Origin of the sequence: Klebsiella sp. GB_Kp047, assembly GCF_040065235.1 — a bacterium.
Taxonomy (GTDB): Bacteria; Pseudomonadota; Gammaproteobacteria; order Enterobacterales; family Enterobacteriaceae; genus Klebsiella; species Klebsiella quasipneumoniae.
The window spans coordinates 1-17448 of the sequence record NZ_JBEAJG010000010.1 but is presented as its reverse complement, the minus strand read 5'-3'; the positions used below and the strand labels follow the sequence as shown (position 1 = coordinate 17448).

The following is a 17448-nucleotide window of genomic DNA, read 5'->3' as shown; positions in this document are numbered from 1 at the left end:
GAGACAGGAAAATGAAACTCGAGTTTTCAATTTATCGCTATAACCCGGATGTTGATGACGCTCCGCACATGCAGGATTACACCCTCGAAGCGGAAGAAGGTCGTGACATGATGCTGCTGGATGCGCTGATCCAGCTGAAAGAAAAAGATCCGTCGCTGTCGTTCCGCCGCTCCTGCCGTGAAGGGGTTTGTGGTTCCGATGGCCTGAATATGAACGGGAAAAACGGTCTGGCGTGCATCACGCCGATCTCCGCGCTGAATCAGCCGGGCAAGAAGATTGTTATCCGTCCGCTGCCAGGATTACCGGTTATCCGTGATTTGGTGGTGGACATGGGGCAATTCTATGCACAATATGAGAAGATTAAGCCTTACTTGTTGAATAATGGGCAAAATCCTCCGGCTCGCGAGCATCTGCAGATGCCTGAGCAGCGTGAGAAACTCGATGGTCTGTACGAGTGTATTCTCTGCGCATGTTGTTCGACTTCGTGCCCGTCGTTCTGGTGGAACCCGGATAAGTTCATTGGCCCGGCTGGCCTGTTGGCCGCGTATCGCTTCCTGATCGACAGTCGCGATACCGAAACCAGCGAGCGTCTGGACGGCCTGAGCGATGCTTTCAGCGTATTCCGCTGTCACAGCATTATGAACTGCGTCAGTGTGTGTCCGAAGGGGCTGAACCCGACGCGCGCCATCGGCCATATTAAGTCGATGCTGCTGCAGCGCAGCGCGTAAGAAACCCGGTGTGTCCCGGATGGCGCTACCGCTTATCCGGGCTACCAAAAGCAGTAACCCCGGTAGCGTTTGTGCTACCGGGAAATGAATACCCTAAATAATTCGAGTTACAGGACAACGTACATGTAACTTGAAGTATGAAGGGATAGCAGGAAATCTTTAAAAACCGCCACAAGATGTACCAGTAATCAAGGCGTTCAGTGCGAGGTAAGGCGGCAACTGAACGCATCCCCGGGAGCATAGCGAACTATGTGACCGGGGTAAGTGAAGGCAGCTAACGCAACCGCAGCCTGAACGCCGAAGATTAATGGCAGTTTTTAAAGGTTCCTTAGCGGATAGAAACCACAACTCGTCCGCAACAAGTGAACCCCGGCACGTGCACTCGGTGTGCGTGGTAGTTTCTACGGCGAAATAAGCATATGAATGCTTAAGGGATCACGATGCAGAACGGCGCAATGAAAGCCTGGCTGGACTCTTCTTACCTCTCTGGTTCGAACCAGAGCTGGATAGAACAGCTCTATGAAGACTTCTTAACCGATCCTGACTCTGTTGACGCCAACTGGCGTTCAATGTTCCAGCAGTTACCTGGCACCGGAGTTAAACCGGATCAATTTCATTCCAAAACGCGTGATTATTTCCGTCGACTGGCGAAGGATGCCTCACGTTACACTTCTTCGATTTCCGACCCAGACACCAATGTGAAGCAGGTTAAAGTCCTGCAGCTCATCAACGCATACCGTTTCCGTGGCCACCAGCATGCGAATCTCGATCCGCTGGGGCTGTGGAAGCAAGAGAGAGTGGCGGATCTCGATCCGGCCTACCACGATCTGACCGAGGCCGATTTCCAGGAAAGCTATAACGTAGGTTCATTTGCCATCGGTAAAGACACGATGAAGCTGGGCGAGTTGATTGCCGCCCTCAAGCAAACCTACTGCGGCTCCATCGGCGCGGAATACATGCATATCACCTCTACCGAAGAAAAACGCTGGATCCAGCAGCGCATTGAATCGGTAGCTGGCAAAGCGAGCTTTACCGCGGAAGAGAAAAAACGCTTCCTCAGCGAACTGACCGCCGCGGAAGGCCTGGAGCGCTACCTCGGCGCCAAATTCCCGGGGGCGAAGCGCTTCTCGCTGGAGGGTGGCGATGCCCTGATCCCGATGCTCAAAGAGATGATCCGCCATGCGGGCAAGAGCGGCACCCGCGAAGTGGTGCTGGGCATGGCGCACCGCGGTCGTCTCAACGTGCTGGTCAACGTGCTGGGTAAAAAACCGCAGGATCTGTTCGACGAGTTCGCCGGCAAACATAAAGAACATCTCGGTACCGGCGATGTGAAGTACCACATGGGCTTCTCATCCGATATGGAAACCGAAGGCGGTCTGGTGCACCTGGCGCTGGCGTTTAACCCGTCGCACCTCGAGATCGTCAGCCCGGTGGTTATCGGTTCCGTACGCGCCCGTCTGGATCGTCTGGACGAGCCGAGCAGCAACAAGGTTCTGCCGATCACTATCCACGGCGACGCCGCCGTCACCGGTCAGGGCGTGGTTCAGGAAACCCTGAACATGTCGAAAGCCCGCGGTTACGAAGTGGGCGGTACCGTGCGCATCGTTATCAACAACCAGGTGGGCTTCACGACCTCTAACCCGCTGGATGCGCGTTCGACCCCGTACTGCACCGACATCGGTAAAATGGTGCAGGCGCCGATTTTCCACGTCAATGCCGACGATCCGGAAGCGGTCGCGTTCGTCACTCGTCTGGCGCTGGATTTCCGCAATACCTTCAAACGCGATGTTTTCATCGATCTGGTGTGCTACCGCCGTCACGGCCATAACGAAGCCGATGAGCCGAGCGCAACTCAGCCGCTGATGTATCAGAAGATCAAAAAGCACCCGACCCCGCGCAAAATCTATGCTGACAAGCTGGAGCAGGAGAAGGTGGCGACTCTGGAAGACGCGACCGAGCAGGTTAACCTCTACCGCGATGCGCTGGATGCCGGCGAATGCGTGGTGCAGGAATGGCGTCCGATGAACATGCACTCCTTTACCTGGTCGCCGTACCTCAATCATGAGTGGGACGAGAGCTATCCGGATAAAGTGGAGCCGAAGCGTCTGCAGGAGCTGGCGAAACGCATCAGCACGGTGCCGGAAGGTATCGAAATGCAGTCCCGCGTAGCGAAAATTTACGCCGACCGCCAGGCGATGGCGGCAGGTGAGAAGCTGTTCGACTGGGGCGGCGCCGAAAACCTGGCCTACGCCACGCTGGTTGACGAAGGTATTCCGGTGCGTCTGTCCGGGGAAGACTCCGGTCGCGGCACCTTCTTCCATCGTCATGCGGTGATCCATAACCAGACCAATGGTTCAACTTACACCCCGCTGCAGCATGTCCATAACGGTCAGGGCCAGTTCCGCGTTTGGGACTCGGTGCTGTCTGAAGAAGCCGTACTGGCGTTTGAATATGGTTACGCCACCGCTGAGCCGCGCACCCTGACCATCTGGGAAGCGCAGTTTGGCGACTTCGCCAACGGCGCGCAGGTGGTGATCGACCAGTTCATCTCCTCCGGTGAGCAGAAGTGGGGCCGGATGTGCGGCCTGGTGATGCTCCTGCCGCACGGCTATGAAGGCCAGGGTCCGGAGCACTCCTCCGCGCGTCTGGAGCGTTATCTGCAGCTGTGCGCTGAGCAGAACATGCAGGTCTGCGTACCGTCCACACCGGCGCAGGTGTACCACATGCTGCGTCGTCAGGCGCTGCGCGGTATGCGTCGTCCGCTGGTGGTGATGTCGCCGAAGTCGCTGCTGCGTCATCCGCTGGCAGTCTCCAGCATGGATGAGCTGGCGAACGGCACTTTCCTGCCGGCCATCGGTGAAATCGATCAACTTGATCCGCAGGCTGTGAAGCGCGTTGTGCTGTGCTCTGGTAAGGTTTACTACGACCTGCTGGAACAGCGCCGCAAAAACGAGCAAAAAGATGTCGCTATCGTTCGTATCGAGCAGCTCTATCCGTTCCCGCATCAGGCGGTGCAGGAAGCGCTGAAAGCGTATGCGCACGTGCATGATTTTGTCTGGTGCCAGGAAGAGCCGCTCAACCAGGGCGCATGGTACTGCAGCCAGCATCACTTCCGTGAAGTGATTCCGTTTGGGGCCTCTCTGCGTTATGCAGGCCGCCCGGCCTCCGCCTCTCCGGCGGTAGGGTATATGTCCGTTCACCAGAAACAGCAACAAGATCTGGTCAATGACGCGCTGAACGTCGATTAATTAAAGGATACACAATGAGTAGCGTAGATATTCTGGTTCCCGACCTGCCTGAGTCCGTAGCTGACGCAACCGTCGCCACCTGGCACAAAAAACCGGGCGACGCGGTCGTCCGTGACGAAGTCCTGGTCGAAATCGAAACTGACAAAGTGGTACTGGAAGTACCGGCATCAGCGGACGGCATTCTGGATGCAGTGCTGGAAGACGAGGGCGCTACCGTCCTGTCTCGCCAGATCCTTGGCCGCCTGCGCGAAGGTAACAGCGCAGGTAAAGAAAGCAGCGAAAAAGCCGATGCGAAAGCGTCCACTCCGGCGCAGCGTCAGCAGGCCTCTCTGGAAGAGCAGAACAACGACGCGCTGAGCCCGGCGATCCGTCGTCTGCTGGCTGAACACAACCTTGACCCAGCGGCCATCAAAGGCACTGGCGTCGGCGGCCGTCTGACCCGCGAAGACGTTGAGAAACATCTGGCGAAAGCCCCGGCGCCGGCAGAAGCCAAAGCGCCAGCCGCCGCCCCGGCAGCCGCGCCGGCGCCGCAGCTGGGCCACCGTTCGGAAAAACGCGTCCCGATGACCCGCCTGCGTAAACGCGTAGCCGAACGTCTGCTGGAAGCGAAAAACTCTACCGCCATGCTGACGACCTTTAACGAAGTCAACATGAAGCCCATCATGGATCTGCGTAAGCAGTACGGTGAGGCGTTCGAAAAACGTCACGGCATCCGTCTGGGCTTTATGTCCTTCTACGTGAAAGCGGTAGTGGAAGCGCTGAAACGCTATCCGGAAGTGAACGCCTCCATCGATGGCGACGACGTGGTGTACCACAACTACTTCGACGTCAGCATGGCCGTATCCACCCCGCGCGGCCTGGTCACCCCGGTTCTGCGTGACGTCGACCTGCTGGGCATGGCGGATATCGAAAAGAATATTAAAGAGCTGGCAGTGAAAGGCCGCGACGGCAAGCTGACCGTAGATGACCTGACCGGCGGTAACTTCACCATTACCAACGGCGGCGTGTTCGGCTCCCTGATGTCCACGCCGATCATCAACCCACCGCAGAGCGCCATCCTGGGTATGCATGCCATTAAAGACCGTCCGATGGCGGTGAATGGCAAGGTAGAGATCCTGCCGATGATGTACCTGGCGCTCTCCTACGACCACCGTCTGATCGACGGACGTGAGTCGGTAGGCTTCCTGGTGGCGATTAAAGAGCTGCTGGAAGATCCGACCCGTCTGCTGCTGGACGTGTAGTCAGCAAGCGTATTACCTACCGTAGGCCGGATAACACGCGTTAGCGCCGTTATCAGGCCTACAGGTTTAAAGATAATTACACCCTGAAGGATGGACTGAACACATGAACTTACATGAATATCAGGCAAAACAACTTTTTGCCCGCTATGGCTTACCGGCGCCGGTGGGTTATGCCTGTACTACTCCGCGTGAAGCAGAAGAAGCCGCTTCAAAAATCGGCGCGGGTCCGTGGGTAGTGAAATGTCAGGTTCACGCTGGTGGCCGCGGCAAAGCGGGCGGTGTGAAAGTGGTGAAGAGCAAAGAAGAGATCCGCGCATTTGCCGAGCACTGGCTGGGCAAACGTCTGGTGACCTATCAAACAGATGCGAACGGCCAGCCGGTTAACCAGATCCTGGTTGAAGCGGCGACCGATATTGACAAAGAGCTGTACCTGGGCGCGGTCGTTGACCGTAGTTCCCGTCGCGTGGTGTTCATGGCCTCTACTGAAGGCGGCGTGGAAATCGAAAAAGTGGCGGAAGAGACCCCGCACCTGATCCACAAGATCGCCATCGATCCGCTGGCTGGCCCGATGCCTTACCAGGGCCGTGAACTGGCGTTCAAACTGGGCCTGGAAGGTAAGCAGGTTCAGCAGTTCACTAAGATTTTCATGGGCCTGGCGACCATTTTCCTGGAGCGCGACCTCGCGCTGATCGAAATTAACCCGCTGGTGATCACCAAGCAGGGCGACCTGATCTGCCTGGACGGCAAACTGGGCGCTGACGGCAACGCACTGTTCCGCCAGCCGGATCTGCGCGAAATGCGCGACCAGTCTCAGGAAGATCCGCGTGAAGCGCAGGCTGCGCAGTGGGAACTGAACTACGTCGCGCTGGACGGCAACATTGGTTGCATGGTTAACGGCGCGGGCCTGGCGATGGGTACCATGGACATCGTTAAACTGCACGGCGGCGAACCGGCTAACTTCCTCGACGTGGGCGGCGGCGCCACCAAAGAGCGCGTCACCGAAGCGTTCAAAATCATCCTCTCTGACGACAACGTGAAAGCGGTTCTGGTTAACATCTTCGGCGGTATCGTACGCTGCGACCTGATCGCTGACGGTATCATCGGTGCGGTAGCGGAAGTTGGGGTTAACGTTCCGGTGGTGGTTCGTCTGGAAGGTAACAACGCCGAACTGGGCGCGAAAAAACTGGCTGACAGCGGCCTGAATATTATTGCAGCGAAAAGTCTGACGGACGCAGCACAGCAGGTTGTTGCCGCAGTGGAGGGGAAATAATGTCAGTTTTAATTAATAAAGATACCAAGGTTATCTGCCAGGGCTTCACCGGTAGCCAGGGGACCTTCCACTCTGAACAAGCGATCGCTTACGGTACGCAAATGGTTGGCGGCGTGACGCCAGGCAAAGGCGGCACCACGCACCTGGGCCTGCCGGTGTTCAACACCGTGCGCGAAGCCGTTGAAGCGACCGGCGCTACCGCGACCGTGATCTACGTTCCGGCGCCGTTCTGCAAAGATTCCATTCTGGAAGCGATTGACGCGGGCATTAAGCTTATCATCACCATCACCGAAGGTATCCCGACCCTGGATATGCTGACCGTGAAAGTGAAACTGGACGAAGCGGGCGTGCGCATGATCGGCCCGAACTGCCCAGGCGTGATCACCCCGGGCGAATGCAAAATCGGCATCATGCCGGGTCACATTCACAAGCCGGGTAAAGTGGGCATCGTTTCCCGTTCCGGTACCCTGACCTATGAAGCGGTTAAGCAAACCACCGACTACGGCTTCGGCCAGTCTACCTGCGTCGGTATCGGCGGCGACCCGATCCCGGGCTCTAACTTCATCGATATCCTGAAGCTGTTCCAGGAAGACCCGCAGACCGAAGCTATCGTCATGATCGGTGAGATCGGCGGCAGCGCGGAAGAAGAAGCGGCTGCCTACATCAAAGAGCACGTGAGCAAGCCGGTTGTCGGCTACATCGCGGGCGTGACCGCGCCGAAAGGCAAGCGTATGGGCCATGCGGGCGCCATCATCGCTGGCGGTAAAGGTACTGCTGATGAGAAATTCGCAGCCCTGGAAGCAGCCGGTGTGAAAACCGTTCGCAGCCTGGCCGATATCGGCGAAGCGCTGAAAGCGATCATCAAGTAAACCCTCTCTGCTTGTCCGCAAGCAGAAATCTGTCCGATTTCGACATGGTTGGCCACCGTCAGGTGGCCTTTTTTTTGGCCGTTATCCGCTTCTCCCGAAAGCCGCTGAGCCAGCAAACCCCGCGTTTGGCGAAAACCTTATCTATCATATTGATTTTAAGAATTATTTCATAAATATTCTCGACGTGCGGTTGTCGGAAAGGAAAATATGCCCTGGCCGTACCGGAGGGAAGCAAAACAGACACTAAAAAAAGAGTGGGGGAGGGGATAAGAAAACAGGAAAAAATACTGTGAGCGGTCTAGCATTAATCGGATCGGCTCTTTTTTTTCTTTTTTTTCCTGCGGCGTTAAATAATATTACCTATGATTCTCATCTCTCCCTTTTTAGTAACCAATCAAAGTATACTTTAAACACAGTATTAACATTAAGTTTACCAATATTCTTTATTGGGCTACATAATTAACACGTAGAGTAAAAATTGATTTATATCAATACTTAATGCTTGGAAAAATCCTTCAAAAAACGTTAAATTGTCTCAAGTCAAATTGGCCTAAACTGGCCATCTTCGCTATATATTGATCACTGTCGAAAAATGTAAAACTGGAACAATAAAAACATATTTATTGTAAGGTTATTGCGGCGTAATATATTGGGGAATCAATTGGGTTTTTCGTTAACGTATTTGTAACCTTGTCCTGGCGTGGTTTCACTTTCGGTTGAAACCCGCTCCGGGCGGGCGACAAATAAAAATTTGTATTGGGGCATGCGTATGAGCCAGAGCTTCTCGGTTCATTTTCGGAGTCTTCATGCGATGAGCAAGGAGTCATGATGTTAGATATAGTCGAACTGTCGCGCTTACAGTTTGCCTTGACCGCGATGTACCACTTCCTGTTTGTGCCACTGACGCTCGGTATGGCGTTCCTGCTGGCCATTATGGAAACGGTCTACGTCCTTTCCGGCAAACAGATTTATAAAGATATGACCAAATTCTGGGGCAAGTTGTTTGGTATCAACTTCGCGCTGGGTGTGGCGACCGGTCTGACCATGGAGTTCCAGTTCGGGACTAACTGGTCGTATTACTCACACTACGTGGGGGATATCTTCGGTGCGCCGCTGGCCATTGAAGGTCTGATGGCCTTCTTCCTCGAATCCACCTTTGTAGGTCTGTTCTTCTTCGGTTGGGATCGTCTGGGTAAAGTTCAGCACATGGCCGTCACCTGGCTGGTCGCACTGGGCTCCAACCTCTCCGCGCTGTGGATCCTCGTCGCAAACGGCTGGATGCAGAACCCTATCGCATCGGACTTCAACTTTGAAACCATGCGTATGGAGATGGTTAGCTTCTCCGAACTGGTGCTCAACCCGGTTGCTCAGGTGAAATTCGTTCACACCGTGGCGTCTGGCTATGTCACCGGTGCGATGTTCATCCTGGCTATCAGCTCCTGGTACATGCTGAAAGGCCGTGACTTTGCCTTTGCTAAGCGCTCCTTCGCCATCGCAGCCAGCTTCGGTATGGCAGCGATCCTCTCCGTTATTGTGCTGGGTGACGAATCTGGTTACGAAATGGGCGACGTGCAGAAAACCAAACTGGCGGCTATCGAAGCAGAGTGGGAAACCCAGCCTGCGCCGGCGGCCTTTACCCTGTTTGGTATTCCCGATCAGAATGCGCAAACCAACCACTTCGCCATCCAGATCCCTTACGCGCTGGGCATCATTGCCACCCGCTCGGTGGATAAGCCGGTTATCGGTCTGAAGGATCTGATGGTTCAGCACGAAGAGCGTATCCGTAACGGCATGAAGGCCTATGCGCTGCTGGAGCAACTGCGCGCCGGTTCCACCGACCAGTCCGTTCGCGACCAGTTCAATAACGTGAAGAAAGATCTTGGCTATGGTCTGCTGCTGAAACGCTATACCCCGAACGTCGCTGACGCCACGGAAGAGCAGATCGCCAAAGCGACTAAAGACTCTATTCCAAGCGTCGCACCGCTGTACTTCGCCTTCCGTATCATGGTGGCGTGCGGCATCCTGATGCTGTTGATTATCGGCGCCTCCTTCTGGAGCGTGATCCGTAACCGTATCGGCGAGAAAAAATGGCTGCTGCGCGCCGCGTTCTATGGCTTGCCGCTGCCGTGGATTGCCGTGGAGTCAGGCTGGTTTGTTGCCGAATACGGCCGTCAGCCGTGGGCGATTGGTGAAGTCCTGCCGACGGCGGTGGCCAACTCGTCGCTGACCGCGGGCGATCTGATCTTCTCTATGTTGCTGATCTGCGGCCTGTACACGCTGTTCCTGGTGGCTGAACTGTTCCTGATGTTCAAGTTTGCCCGCAAAGGACCTAGCAGCCTGAAAACCGGCCGCTATCACTTTGAACAGTCCTCTGCGGCTATTCAGTCGGCACGCTAAGACAGGAGTCGTCAAATGATCGATTATGAAGTATTGCGTTTTATCTGGTGGCTGCTGATTGGCATCCTGCTGATTGGCTTCGCCGTCGCCGACGGGTTCGACATGGGGGTGGGCATGCTCACCCGCTTCCTCGGCCGTAACGACACCGAGCGTCGGATTATGATCAACGCCATCGCCCCGCACTGGGACGGTAACCAGGTGTGGCTGATCACCGCCGGCGGCGCGCTGTTCGCTGCCTGGCCGATGGTCTACGCCGCGGCGTTCTCCGGTTTCTATGTGGCGATGATTCTGGTGCTGGCCTCGTTGTTCTTCCGTCCGGTCGGTTTCGACTACCGTTCCAAGATCGAGGACACCCGCTGGCGCAACATGTGGGACTGGGGCATCTTCATCGGCAGCTTCGTGCCGCCGCTGGTGATTGGCGTGGCCTTCGGCAACCTGCTGCAGGGCGTGCCGTTCCATGTCGACGAATACCTGCGTCTCTTCTATACCGGTAATTTCTTCCAGCTGCTGAACCCGTTTGGTCTGCTGGCCGGTATCGTCAGCGTGGCGATGATCCTGACCCAGGGCGCGACCTACCTGCAGATGCGTACCGTAGGCGAACTACACCTGCGCACCCGCACCGTCTCCACGGTGGCGGCGCTGGTGACGCTGGTCTGCTTCGCGCTGGCGGGCGTGTGGGTCTACTACGGTATCGACGGCTATGTGGTGAAATCGGTGATTGACCATACCGGCCCGTCTAATCCGCTGACCAAAGAAGTGGTGCGTGAAGCTGGCGCGTGGATGGTGAACTTTAACAATATGCCAGCGCTGTGGGCGATCCCTGCCCTGGGCGTGGTGCTGCCGCTGCTGACCGTCGTTTCGACCAAAGCGGATAAAGGCGCCTGGGCATTCCTGTTCTCCTCGCTGACCCTGGCCTGCATCATTCTGACTGCCGGTATTGCGATGTTCCCGTTCATCATGCCGTCCAGCACTATGCTGAACGCCAGCCTGACGATGTGGGACGCGACCTCCAGCCAGCGGACGCTGAATCTGATGACCTACGTGGCGATTGTCTTCGTGCCGATCATTCTGGGCTACACCAGCTGGTGTTACTGGAAAATGTTTGGCCGCATCACGCGCGAAGACATCGAAAAGAACACCCACTCGCTGTACTAAGGTAAGGAGCTATATATGTGGTACTTCGCATGGATTTTGGGAACGCTTCTTGCCTGTGCCTTTGGGGTGATTACCGCGCTGGCGCTTGAGCACGTGGAAGCCACCAAAGCCGGGAAGAAAGAAGAAATCTGATGAAATTTATCGCTACTCTGTACGCGATAATGGACAAGCGCCCGCTCCGGGCGCTTTCCTTATTGATGGCGCTGCTGCTGGCAGGCTGCATCTTCTGGGATCCGTCGCGCTTTGCCGCGAAGACCAGCGAGCTGGAAATCTGGCATGGTTTCTTGCTGATGTGGGCAGTTTGCAGCGGCGTTATTCACGGCGTGGGCTTCCGCCCGCGTGCCGTTCACTGGCAGGGGATTTTTTGTCCGCTTATCGCTGATATCGTGCTCGCTTTAGGTCTCTTCTTTTTCTTCTTTTGAATAAGAGATCTCTGTTAATGCTATGGGCTTGCATAAGCCCATAAAAATTTACGCCCCGTTTACTTTCCCCCATTCCAAACCACCTTTCCCGCGCGTATAGTAGCGAAGTTTGAAAGCTCTAACCTTTTTTTGCATTACCGGGATGTAAAGTGAATACAACGCTGTTTCGATGGCCGGTTCGGGTCTACTACGAAGATACCGACGCCGGTGGTGTGGTTTACCACGCCAGTTACGTCGCTTTTTATGAAAGAGCACGCACAGAGATGCTGCGCCACCATCACTTTAGTCAACAGGTTCTGTTGGCTGAACGCGTTGCCTTCGTGGTTCGCAAAATGACGCTGGAGTATTTTGCCCCCGCCAGACTCGACGACATGCTCGAAGTCCAGACGGAAATTACCTCGATGCGCGGCACCTCTTTGGTTTTCACGCAGCGAATCGTCAACGCCGAGAATACAGTGTTAAACGAAGCTGAGGTTCTCATTGTGTGCGTTGATCCACTCTTAATGAAGCCACGTGCGCTTCCCAAGTCTATTGTCGCGGAGTTTAAGCAGTGACTGACATGAATATCCTTGATTTGTTCCTGAAGGCGAGCCTTCTGGTTAAACTTATCATGTTGATTTTGATTGGTTTTTCTATCGCTTCCTGGGCTATCATTATTCAGAGAACGCGTATCCTTAACTCGGCCGCGCGCGAAGCTGAAGCGTTCGAGGACAAATTCTGGTCCGGGATTGAACTGTCCCGTTTGTATCAGGAAAGCCAGGGGCGTCGCGATAATCTGACCGGTTCGGAGCAGATTTTCTACAGCGGCTTCAAAGAGTTTGCGCGCTTGCATCGGGCCAACAGCCATGCGCCGGAGGCGATCGTCGAAGGGGCATCGCGCGCGATGCGTATTTCGATGAACCGCGAGCTGGAAACGCTGGAGACCCATATTCCGTTCCTCGGCACCGTAGGCTCCATCAGCCCGTATATCGGTCTGTTCGGTACCGTTTGGGGGATCATGCACGCCTTTATCGCTCTTGGCGCGGTGAAGCAGGCCACCCTGCAGATGGTGGCGCCGGGTATCGCCGAAGCGCTGATCGCCACTGCGATCGGTCTGTTCGCTGCTATCCCGGCGGTCATGGCGTATAACCGCCTGAACCAGCGCGTGAACAAGCTTGAACTGAATTACGACAACTTTATGGAAGAGTTCACCGCCATTCTGCACCGTCAGGCTTTTACCACCAGCGAAAGCAATAAGGGGTAAGCCATGGCCAGAGCACGTGGACGCGGACGTCGCGAACTGAAGTCCGAGATCAACATCGTTCCGCTGCTGGATGTCCTGCTGGTGCTGTTGCTGATCTTTATGGCAACGGCGCCGATCATTACGCAGAGCGTGGAAGTCGATCTGCCGGACGCCACGGAATCGCAAGCGGTGAAAAGCAATGACGATCCGCCGGTGATTGTGGAAGTCTCCGGGGTAGGGCAGTACAGCGTGAAAGTGGGGCAGGAGACGCTGTCCCAGCTGCCGCCGGAGCAGGTGATTGCCGAAGCGAAGCGTCGTCTTGAAGCCAATGAGAAAACGGTATTCCTGATCGGCGGTGCGAAAGACGTCCCTTACGATGAAATTATTAAAGCGCTGAACCTGTTGCATAGTGCAGGGGTTAAATCGGTCGGCTTGATGACCAAACCTATTTAATCGCTTCAGGTAGGTGCGTCCGCGCGGCGTTCGGCGGCGAGTATCGCTCGCCGTCGGTGCGCATCGCGGGTACAGGCGAACAGTTTTTGGGAACCGATAGTGTCAAAGGCAACCGAACAAAACGACAAGCTTAAACGAGCGATCATCATTTCAGTCGCGCTGCACATCATACTGATCGCGCTGCTGATCTGGAGTTCGTTTGACGAGCATCTGGATGCCTCTGCCGGCGGCGGCGGGGGATCGTCGATTGATGCCGTCATGGTCGATCCGGGGGCGGTGGTAAATAACTATAACCGTCAGCAACAGCAGCAGGCTAGCGCACGTCGCGCCGCTGAACAGCGCGAAAAACAGGCGCAGCAGCAGGCGGAAGAGTTACGTGAGAAGCAGGCGGCGGAACAGGAACGGCTGAAACAGCTCGAACAGGAGCGGCTGCAGGCGCAGGAAGCGGCGAAAGAAGCGAAGGAACAACAGAAGCAGGCTGAGGAAGCCGCAGCCAAGGCTGCCGCGGCGGCGAAAGCCAAAGCGGATGCGCAGGCTAAAGAAGCGCAGGAAGCAGCGGCCAAAGCGGCCGCCGAGGCGAAAGCGAAGGCGGATGCCCAGGCGAAAGCGGCTGAACTGGCGGCAGCGAAAGCGGCTGCTGACGCGAAGAAACAGGCCGAAGCCGCCGCCGCGAAAGCAGCGGCCGAGGCGAAGAAACAGGCGGAAGCAGAAGCGGCGAAAGCCGCGGCAGAGGCGCAGAAGAAAGCAGAAGCGGCAGCGGCGAAAAAAGCGCAACAGGAAGCGGAGAAGAAGGCCCAGCAGGAAGCGGCTAAACAGGCAGCGGCTGAAAAAGCGGCTGCAGAAAAAGCCGCCGAAAAAGCAGCTGAGAAAGCGGCCGCGCAAAAAGCGGCCGCGGAGAAGGCCGCCGCCGAGAAAGCCGCCGCAGCTGAAAAAGCAGCGGCAGCCAAAGCGGCAGCTGCTGAGAAGGCGGCGGCTGATAAAGCGGCCAAAGCGGCAGCAGCAAAAGCCGCGGCAGCGAAGAAAGCGGCTGCAGCGAAAGAAGCGGACGGCGTTGACGACCTGCTCGGCGATCTGAGCTCTGGTAAGAATGCGCCGAAAGGTAGCACCAGCGGTAGCACAGGTGGCTCTTCACCTGCTAAAGGAAGTAAACCGGGGCAGGGCGGTGCATCTCAGGCGGAGATTGCCAGCTATATTTCGCAGGTGCAGGCCGCGATTAAAGGACATCTCTATGACTGGGATACGTACAAGGGTAAAGTATGTACGTTGCGCGTAAACCTGGCTCAGGATGGAACGTTGTTGAGTGTGAAATCGGAAGGCGGCGATCCGGCTTTCTGCCAGCAAATGCTGGCGGCTACCAGTCGGATGAGCAAATTCCCTAAACCGCCGTCGCAGGCTGTTTATGAAACGTTCAAAAATGCGCCACTGGACTTCAAACCTTAAGCGCTTTTTCTCCCCGCGTTAGCGGGGGGAAAGAAAATAGGGCGGTCATGGGTTTTGGTAGTTTTGTGTATTTGAGTTTGTTAACATTCTGCTAAATTATCGTGGGCTTTCCGCCCGGATAAGGGAGATATGATGAAGCAGGCATTACGAGTAGCATTTGGTTTTTTAATGCTGTGGGCGGCGGTGCTGCACGCAGAAGTACGTATCGAGATCACCCAGGGGGTGGACTCGGCGCGCCCCATCGGGGTGGTACCATTCCAGTGGGCCGGCCAGGGCGCTGCGCCGGAAGATGTTGGCGGTATCGTGGCAGCTGACCTGCGCAACAGCGGTAAATTCAACCCGCTGGATCGCTCGCGTCTGCCGCAGCAGCCGACCAGTCCCCAGGAAGTGCAGCCTGCAGCCTGGTCTGCGCTGGGTATTGACGCCGTGGTCGTCGGTCAGGTGACGTCAAACCCGGATGGTTCTTATCAGGTCGCGTATCAGCTGGTGGATACCGGCGGTGCGCCGGGCACAACGCTGGCGCAAGGCTCTTTCAAAGTCACTAAGCAGTACCTGCGCTATGCAGCGCACACTGCCAGCGATGCGGTATTTGAAAAGCTGACTGGTATTAAAGGCGCCTTCCGTACCCGTATCGCCTACGTGGTGCAGACCAACGGCGGTCAGTTCCCGTATGAGCTGCGTGTCTCCGATTATGATGGCTACAACCAGTTCGTGGTTCACCGCTCCTCCCAGCCGCTGATGTCCCCGGCCTGGTCTCCGGACGGTTCAAAACTGGCTTACGTAACCTTCGAAAGCGGTCGTTCTGCGCTGGTGGTGCAGACCCTGGCGAACGGCGCAGTGCGTCAGATTGCCTCCTTCCCGCAGCACAACGGCGCGCCGGCGTTCTCGCCGGATGGCTCTAAACTGGCTTTCGCGCTGTCGAAAACCGGTAGCCTGAACCTGTACGTGATGGATCTGGGCTCGGGTCAGATTCGTCAGGTGACCAACGGTCGCAGCAACAACACCGAACCAAGCTGGTTCCCGGACAGCCAGAACCTGGCCTTCACCTCTGACCAGGCCGGTCGTCCGCAGGTGTATAAAGTCAATATTAATGGCGGCACGCCGCAGCGTATCACCTGGGAAGGTTCGCAGAACCAGGACGCTGACGTGAGCGCGGATGGTAAAACGATGGTAATGGTCAGCTCGGCCGGCGGCCAGCAGCACATTGCCAAACAAGATCTGGAAGCGGGTGGTGTACAGGTTCTGTCATCAACGTTTTTAGACGAAACGCCAAGTCTGGCACCTAACGGCACTATGGTAATCTACAGCTCTTCTCAGGGGATGGGATCCGTGCTGAATCTGGTTTCTACAGATGGGCGTTTCAAAGCGCGTCTTCCGGCAACTGATGGACAGGTAAAATCACCTGCCTGGTCGCCGTATCTGTGATAATAAATAATTGATTATTAAAGGAATCAAAGAAATGCAACTGAACAAAGTGCTGAAAGGGCTGATGATCGCTCTGCCGGTTATGGCAATCGCGGCATGTTCTTCTAACAAGAACGCCAGCAACGACCAGAGCGGTGAAGGCATGCTGGGTGCCGGCACTGGTATGGACGCTAACGGTAACGGCGGCAACATGTCTTCTGAAGAGCAAGCTCGTCTGCAGATGCAGCAGCTGCAGCAGAACAACATCGTTTACTTCGATCTGGACAAGTACGATATCCGTTCTGACTTCGCTGCCATGCTGGACGCGCACGCTAACTTCCTGCGCAGCAACCCGTCCTACAAAGTGACTGTAGAAGGTCACGCGGATGAGCGCGGTACGCCGGAATACAACATCGCGCTGGGTGAGCGTCGTGCTAACGCCGTTAAGATGTATCTGCAGGGCAAAGGTGTTTCTGCCGATCAGATCTCCATCGTTTCTTACGGTAAAGAAAAACCAGCAGTACTGGGTCATGACGAAGCGGCATATGCCAAAAACCGTCGCGCCGTACTGGTTTACTAAGAGAATTGCATGAGCAGTAACTTCAGACATCATTTATTGAGTCTGTCGTTACTGGTTGGCATAGCGGCCCCCTGGGCCGCTTTTGCTCAGGCGCCAATCAGTAGTGTCGGCTCAGGCTCGGTCGAAGACCGTGTCACTCAACTTGAGCGTATTTCCAATGCTCACAGCCAGCTTTTAACCCAACTCCAGCAACAACTCTCTGATAACCAGACTGACATTGATTCTCTCCGTGGTCAGATCCAGGAGAACCAGTATCAGCTGAATCAGATCGTTGAGCGTCAAAAGCAGATTCTGCTGCAGATTGACGGGCTGACGAGCGGGGGTGGCGCAGCAGCGGCTGGCGCCCAGACGTCGTCTTCCGGCGATCAGAGCGCGGCTGCTACCAGCGCAGCGCCAGCGGCCTCTTCAGGCGCTCCGGCGATGACCGGCGATGCGAACACCGATTACAATGCGGCCATTGCCCTGGTGAAGGATGCTTCACGCCAGGATGACGCCATGGCGGCGTTTCAGAACTTCGTTAAAAAGTACCCGGATTCGACTTATCAGCCGAACGCCAACTATTGGCTCGGACAGTTGAACTACAATAAGGGGAAAAAAGACGATGCGGCGTTTTACTTCGCCTCGGTGGTGAAGAACTACCCGAAATCGCCAAAAGCGCCAGACGCCATGTTTAAGGTCGGCGTGATCATGCAGGACAAAGGTGATACCGCGAAAGCGAAAGCGGTTTACCAGCAGGTGATCAACAAATTCCCCGGCACCGACGGTGCGAAACAAGCGCAAAAACGACTTAATGCCCTTGGTTGATTACGGCATGACCAGAAATCGCGTCATTTCTGGTCTTGTCGCCTGAATCGCCAGCAGTTAAGTGATCTTTATCGAAATTTTAGTTGCGCTGAATTCTGAAATCAGTAATATATGCCGCCGTTGCCAAGGGATATCAAACAAGCCCAAAGCGACGCCAGAGTGGGTCGTTAGCTCAGTTGGTAGAGCAGTTGACTTTTAATCAATTGGTCGCAGGT

General features: G+C 55.8%; 16 protein-coding genes. All 16 read left to right on the top strand.

The window, feature by feature from the left end; genetic code table 11:
• The first annotated feature begins 11 nt into the window (after window positions 1-11).
• The 16 genes from sdhB to cpoB all read left to right on the top strand — a co-directional run bounded on the left by sdhB (window position 12) and on the right by cpoB (window position 17233).
• Window positions 12-728, top strand: coding sequence for a succinate dehydrogenase iron-sulfur subunit SdhB (gene sdhB, locus ABLV76_RS06835; RefSeq protein ID WP_002894954.1), 717 nt, complete (start codon window positions 12-14; stop codon window positions 726-728).
• Between the two features lie 440 nt (window positions 729-1168).
• Window positions 1169-3976 (top strand): 2-oxoglutarate dehydrogenase E1 component, encoded by a 2808-nt coding sequence (gene sucA, locus ABLV76_RS06830; RefSeq protein ID WP_004147623.1) that lies wholly within the window; start codon window positions 1169-1171, stop codon window positions 3974-3976.
• 14 nt (window positions 3977-3990) lie between these two features.
• Window positions 3991-5217, top strand: coding sequence for a 2-oxoglutarate dehydrogenase complex dihydrolipoyllysine-residue succinyltransferase (gene odhB, locus ABLV76_RS06825; RefSeq protein WP_004142209.1), 1227 nt, complete (start codon window positions 3991-3993; stop codon window positions 5215-5217).
• A 103-nt stretch (window positions 5218-5320) separates the two neighbouring features.
• A complete protein-coding gene (gene sucC, locus ABLV76_RS06820) occupies window positions 5321-6487 on the top strand; it encodes an ADP-forming succinate--CoA ligase subunit beta (RefSeq protein ID WP_002895039.1) in 1167 nt (388 codons plus the stop codon).
• On the top strand, window positions 6487-7356 hold the full coding sequence (gene sucD / locus ABLV76_RS06815) for a succinate--CoA ligase subunit alpha (protein ID WP_218422642.1): 870 nt from the start codon (window positions 6487-6489) through the stop codon (window positions 7354-7356). Before sucC ends, sucD begins: the two co-directional genes overlap by 1 nt.
• Before the next feature lie 828 nt (window positions 7357-8184).
• The gene (cydA, locus tag ABLV76_RS06810; protein ID WP_032455734.1) at window positions 8185-9753 is read left to right on the top strand and encodes a cytochrome ubiquinol oxidase subunit I; all 1569 of its coding nucleotides are present in this window, start codon (window positions 8185-8187) and stop codon (window positions 9751-9753) included.
• Window positions 9754-9768: 15 nt separating this feature from the next.
• Entirely contained in the window at window positions 9769-10908 is a 1140-nt protein-coding gene (cydB, locus tag ABLV76_RS06805) for a cytochrome d ubiquinol oxidase subunit II (RefSeq protein WP_004885993.1), read from the top strand.
• 15 nt (window positions 10909-10923) lie between these two features.
• Window positions 10924-11040, top strand: coding sequence for a cytochrome bd-I oxidase subunit CydX (gene cydX, locus ABLV76_RS06800; RefSeq protein WP_002895051.1), 117 nt, complete (start codon window positions 10924-10926; stop codon window positions 11038-11040).
• Window positions 11040-11330: a cyd operon protein YbgE gene (gene ybgE / locus ABLV76_RS06795; RefSeq protein ID WP_002895053.1), complete on the top strand. Its 291-nt coding sequence runs from the start codon at window positions 11040-11042 to the stop codon at window positions 11328-11330. The genes cydX and ybgE overlap by 1 nt, the downstream gene beginning before the upstream one ends.
• Window positions 11331-11479: 149 nt before the next feature.
• Window positions 11480-11884: a tol-pal system-associated acyl-CoA thioesterase gene (gene ybgC, locus ABLV76_RS06790; RefSeq protein ID WP_002895056.1), complete on the top strand. Its 405-nt coding sequence runs from the start codon at window positions 11480-11482 to the stop codon at window positions 11882-11884.
• Window positions 11881-12573, top strand: coding sequence for a Tol-Pal system protein TolQ (gene tolQ, locus ABLV76_RS06785; protein WP_004152221.1), 693 nt, complete (start codon window positions 11881-11883; stop codon window positions 12571-12573). The genes ybgC and tolQ overlap by 4 nt, the downstream gene beginning before the upstream one ends.
• Window positions 12574-12576: 3 nt before the next feature.
• Entirely contained in the window at window positions 12577-13005 is a 429-nt protein-coding gene (gene tolR, locus ABLV76_RS06780) for a colicin uptake protein TolR (RefSeq protein ID WP_002895061.1), read from the top strand.
• Window positions 13006-13104: 99 nt separating this feature from the next.
• Window positions 13105-14445, top strand: coding sequence for a cell envelope integrity protein TolA (tolA, locus tag ABLV76_RS06775; RefSeq protein WP_099441834.1), 1341 nt, complete (start codon window positions 13105-13107; stop codon window positions 14443-14445).
• Between the two features lie 132 nt (window positions 14446-14577).
• Window positions 14578-15870 (top strand): Tol-Pal system beta propeller repeat protein TolB, encoded by a 1293-nt coding sequence (tolB, locus tag ABLV76_RS06770; RefSeq protein ID WP_004885999.1) that lies wholly within the window; start codon window positions 14578-14580, stop codon window positions 15868-15870.
• A 34-nt stretch (window positions 15871-15904) separates the two neighbouring features.
• Complete coding sequence (pal, locus tag ABLV76_RS06765; RefSeq protein ID WP_002895068.1) at window positions 15905-16429, top strand: peptidoglycan-associated lipoprotein Pal; 525 nt, start codon at window positions 15905-15907, stop codon at window positions 16427-16429.
• Between the two features lie 9 nt (window positions 16430-16438).
• Complete coding sequence (gene cpoB / locus ABLV76_RS06760; RefSeq protein WP_004886003.1) at window positions 16439-17233, top strand: cell division protein CpoB; 795 nt, start codon at window positions 16439-16441, stop codon at window positions 17231-17233.
• Window positions 17234-17448 lie beyond the last annotated feature (215 nt).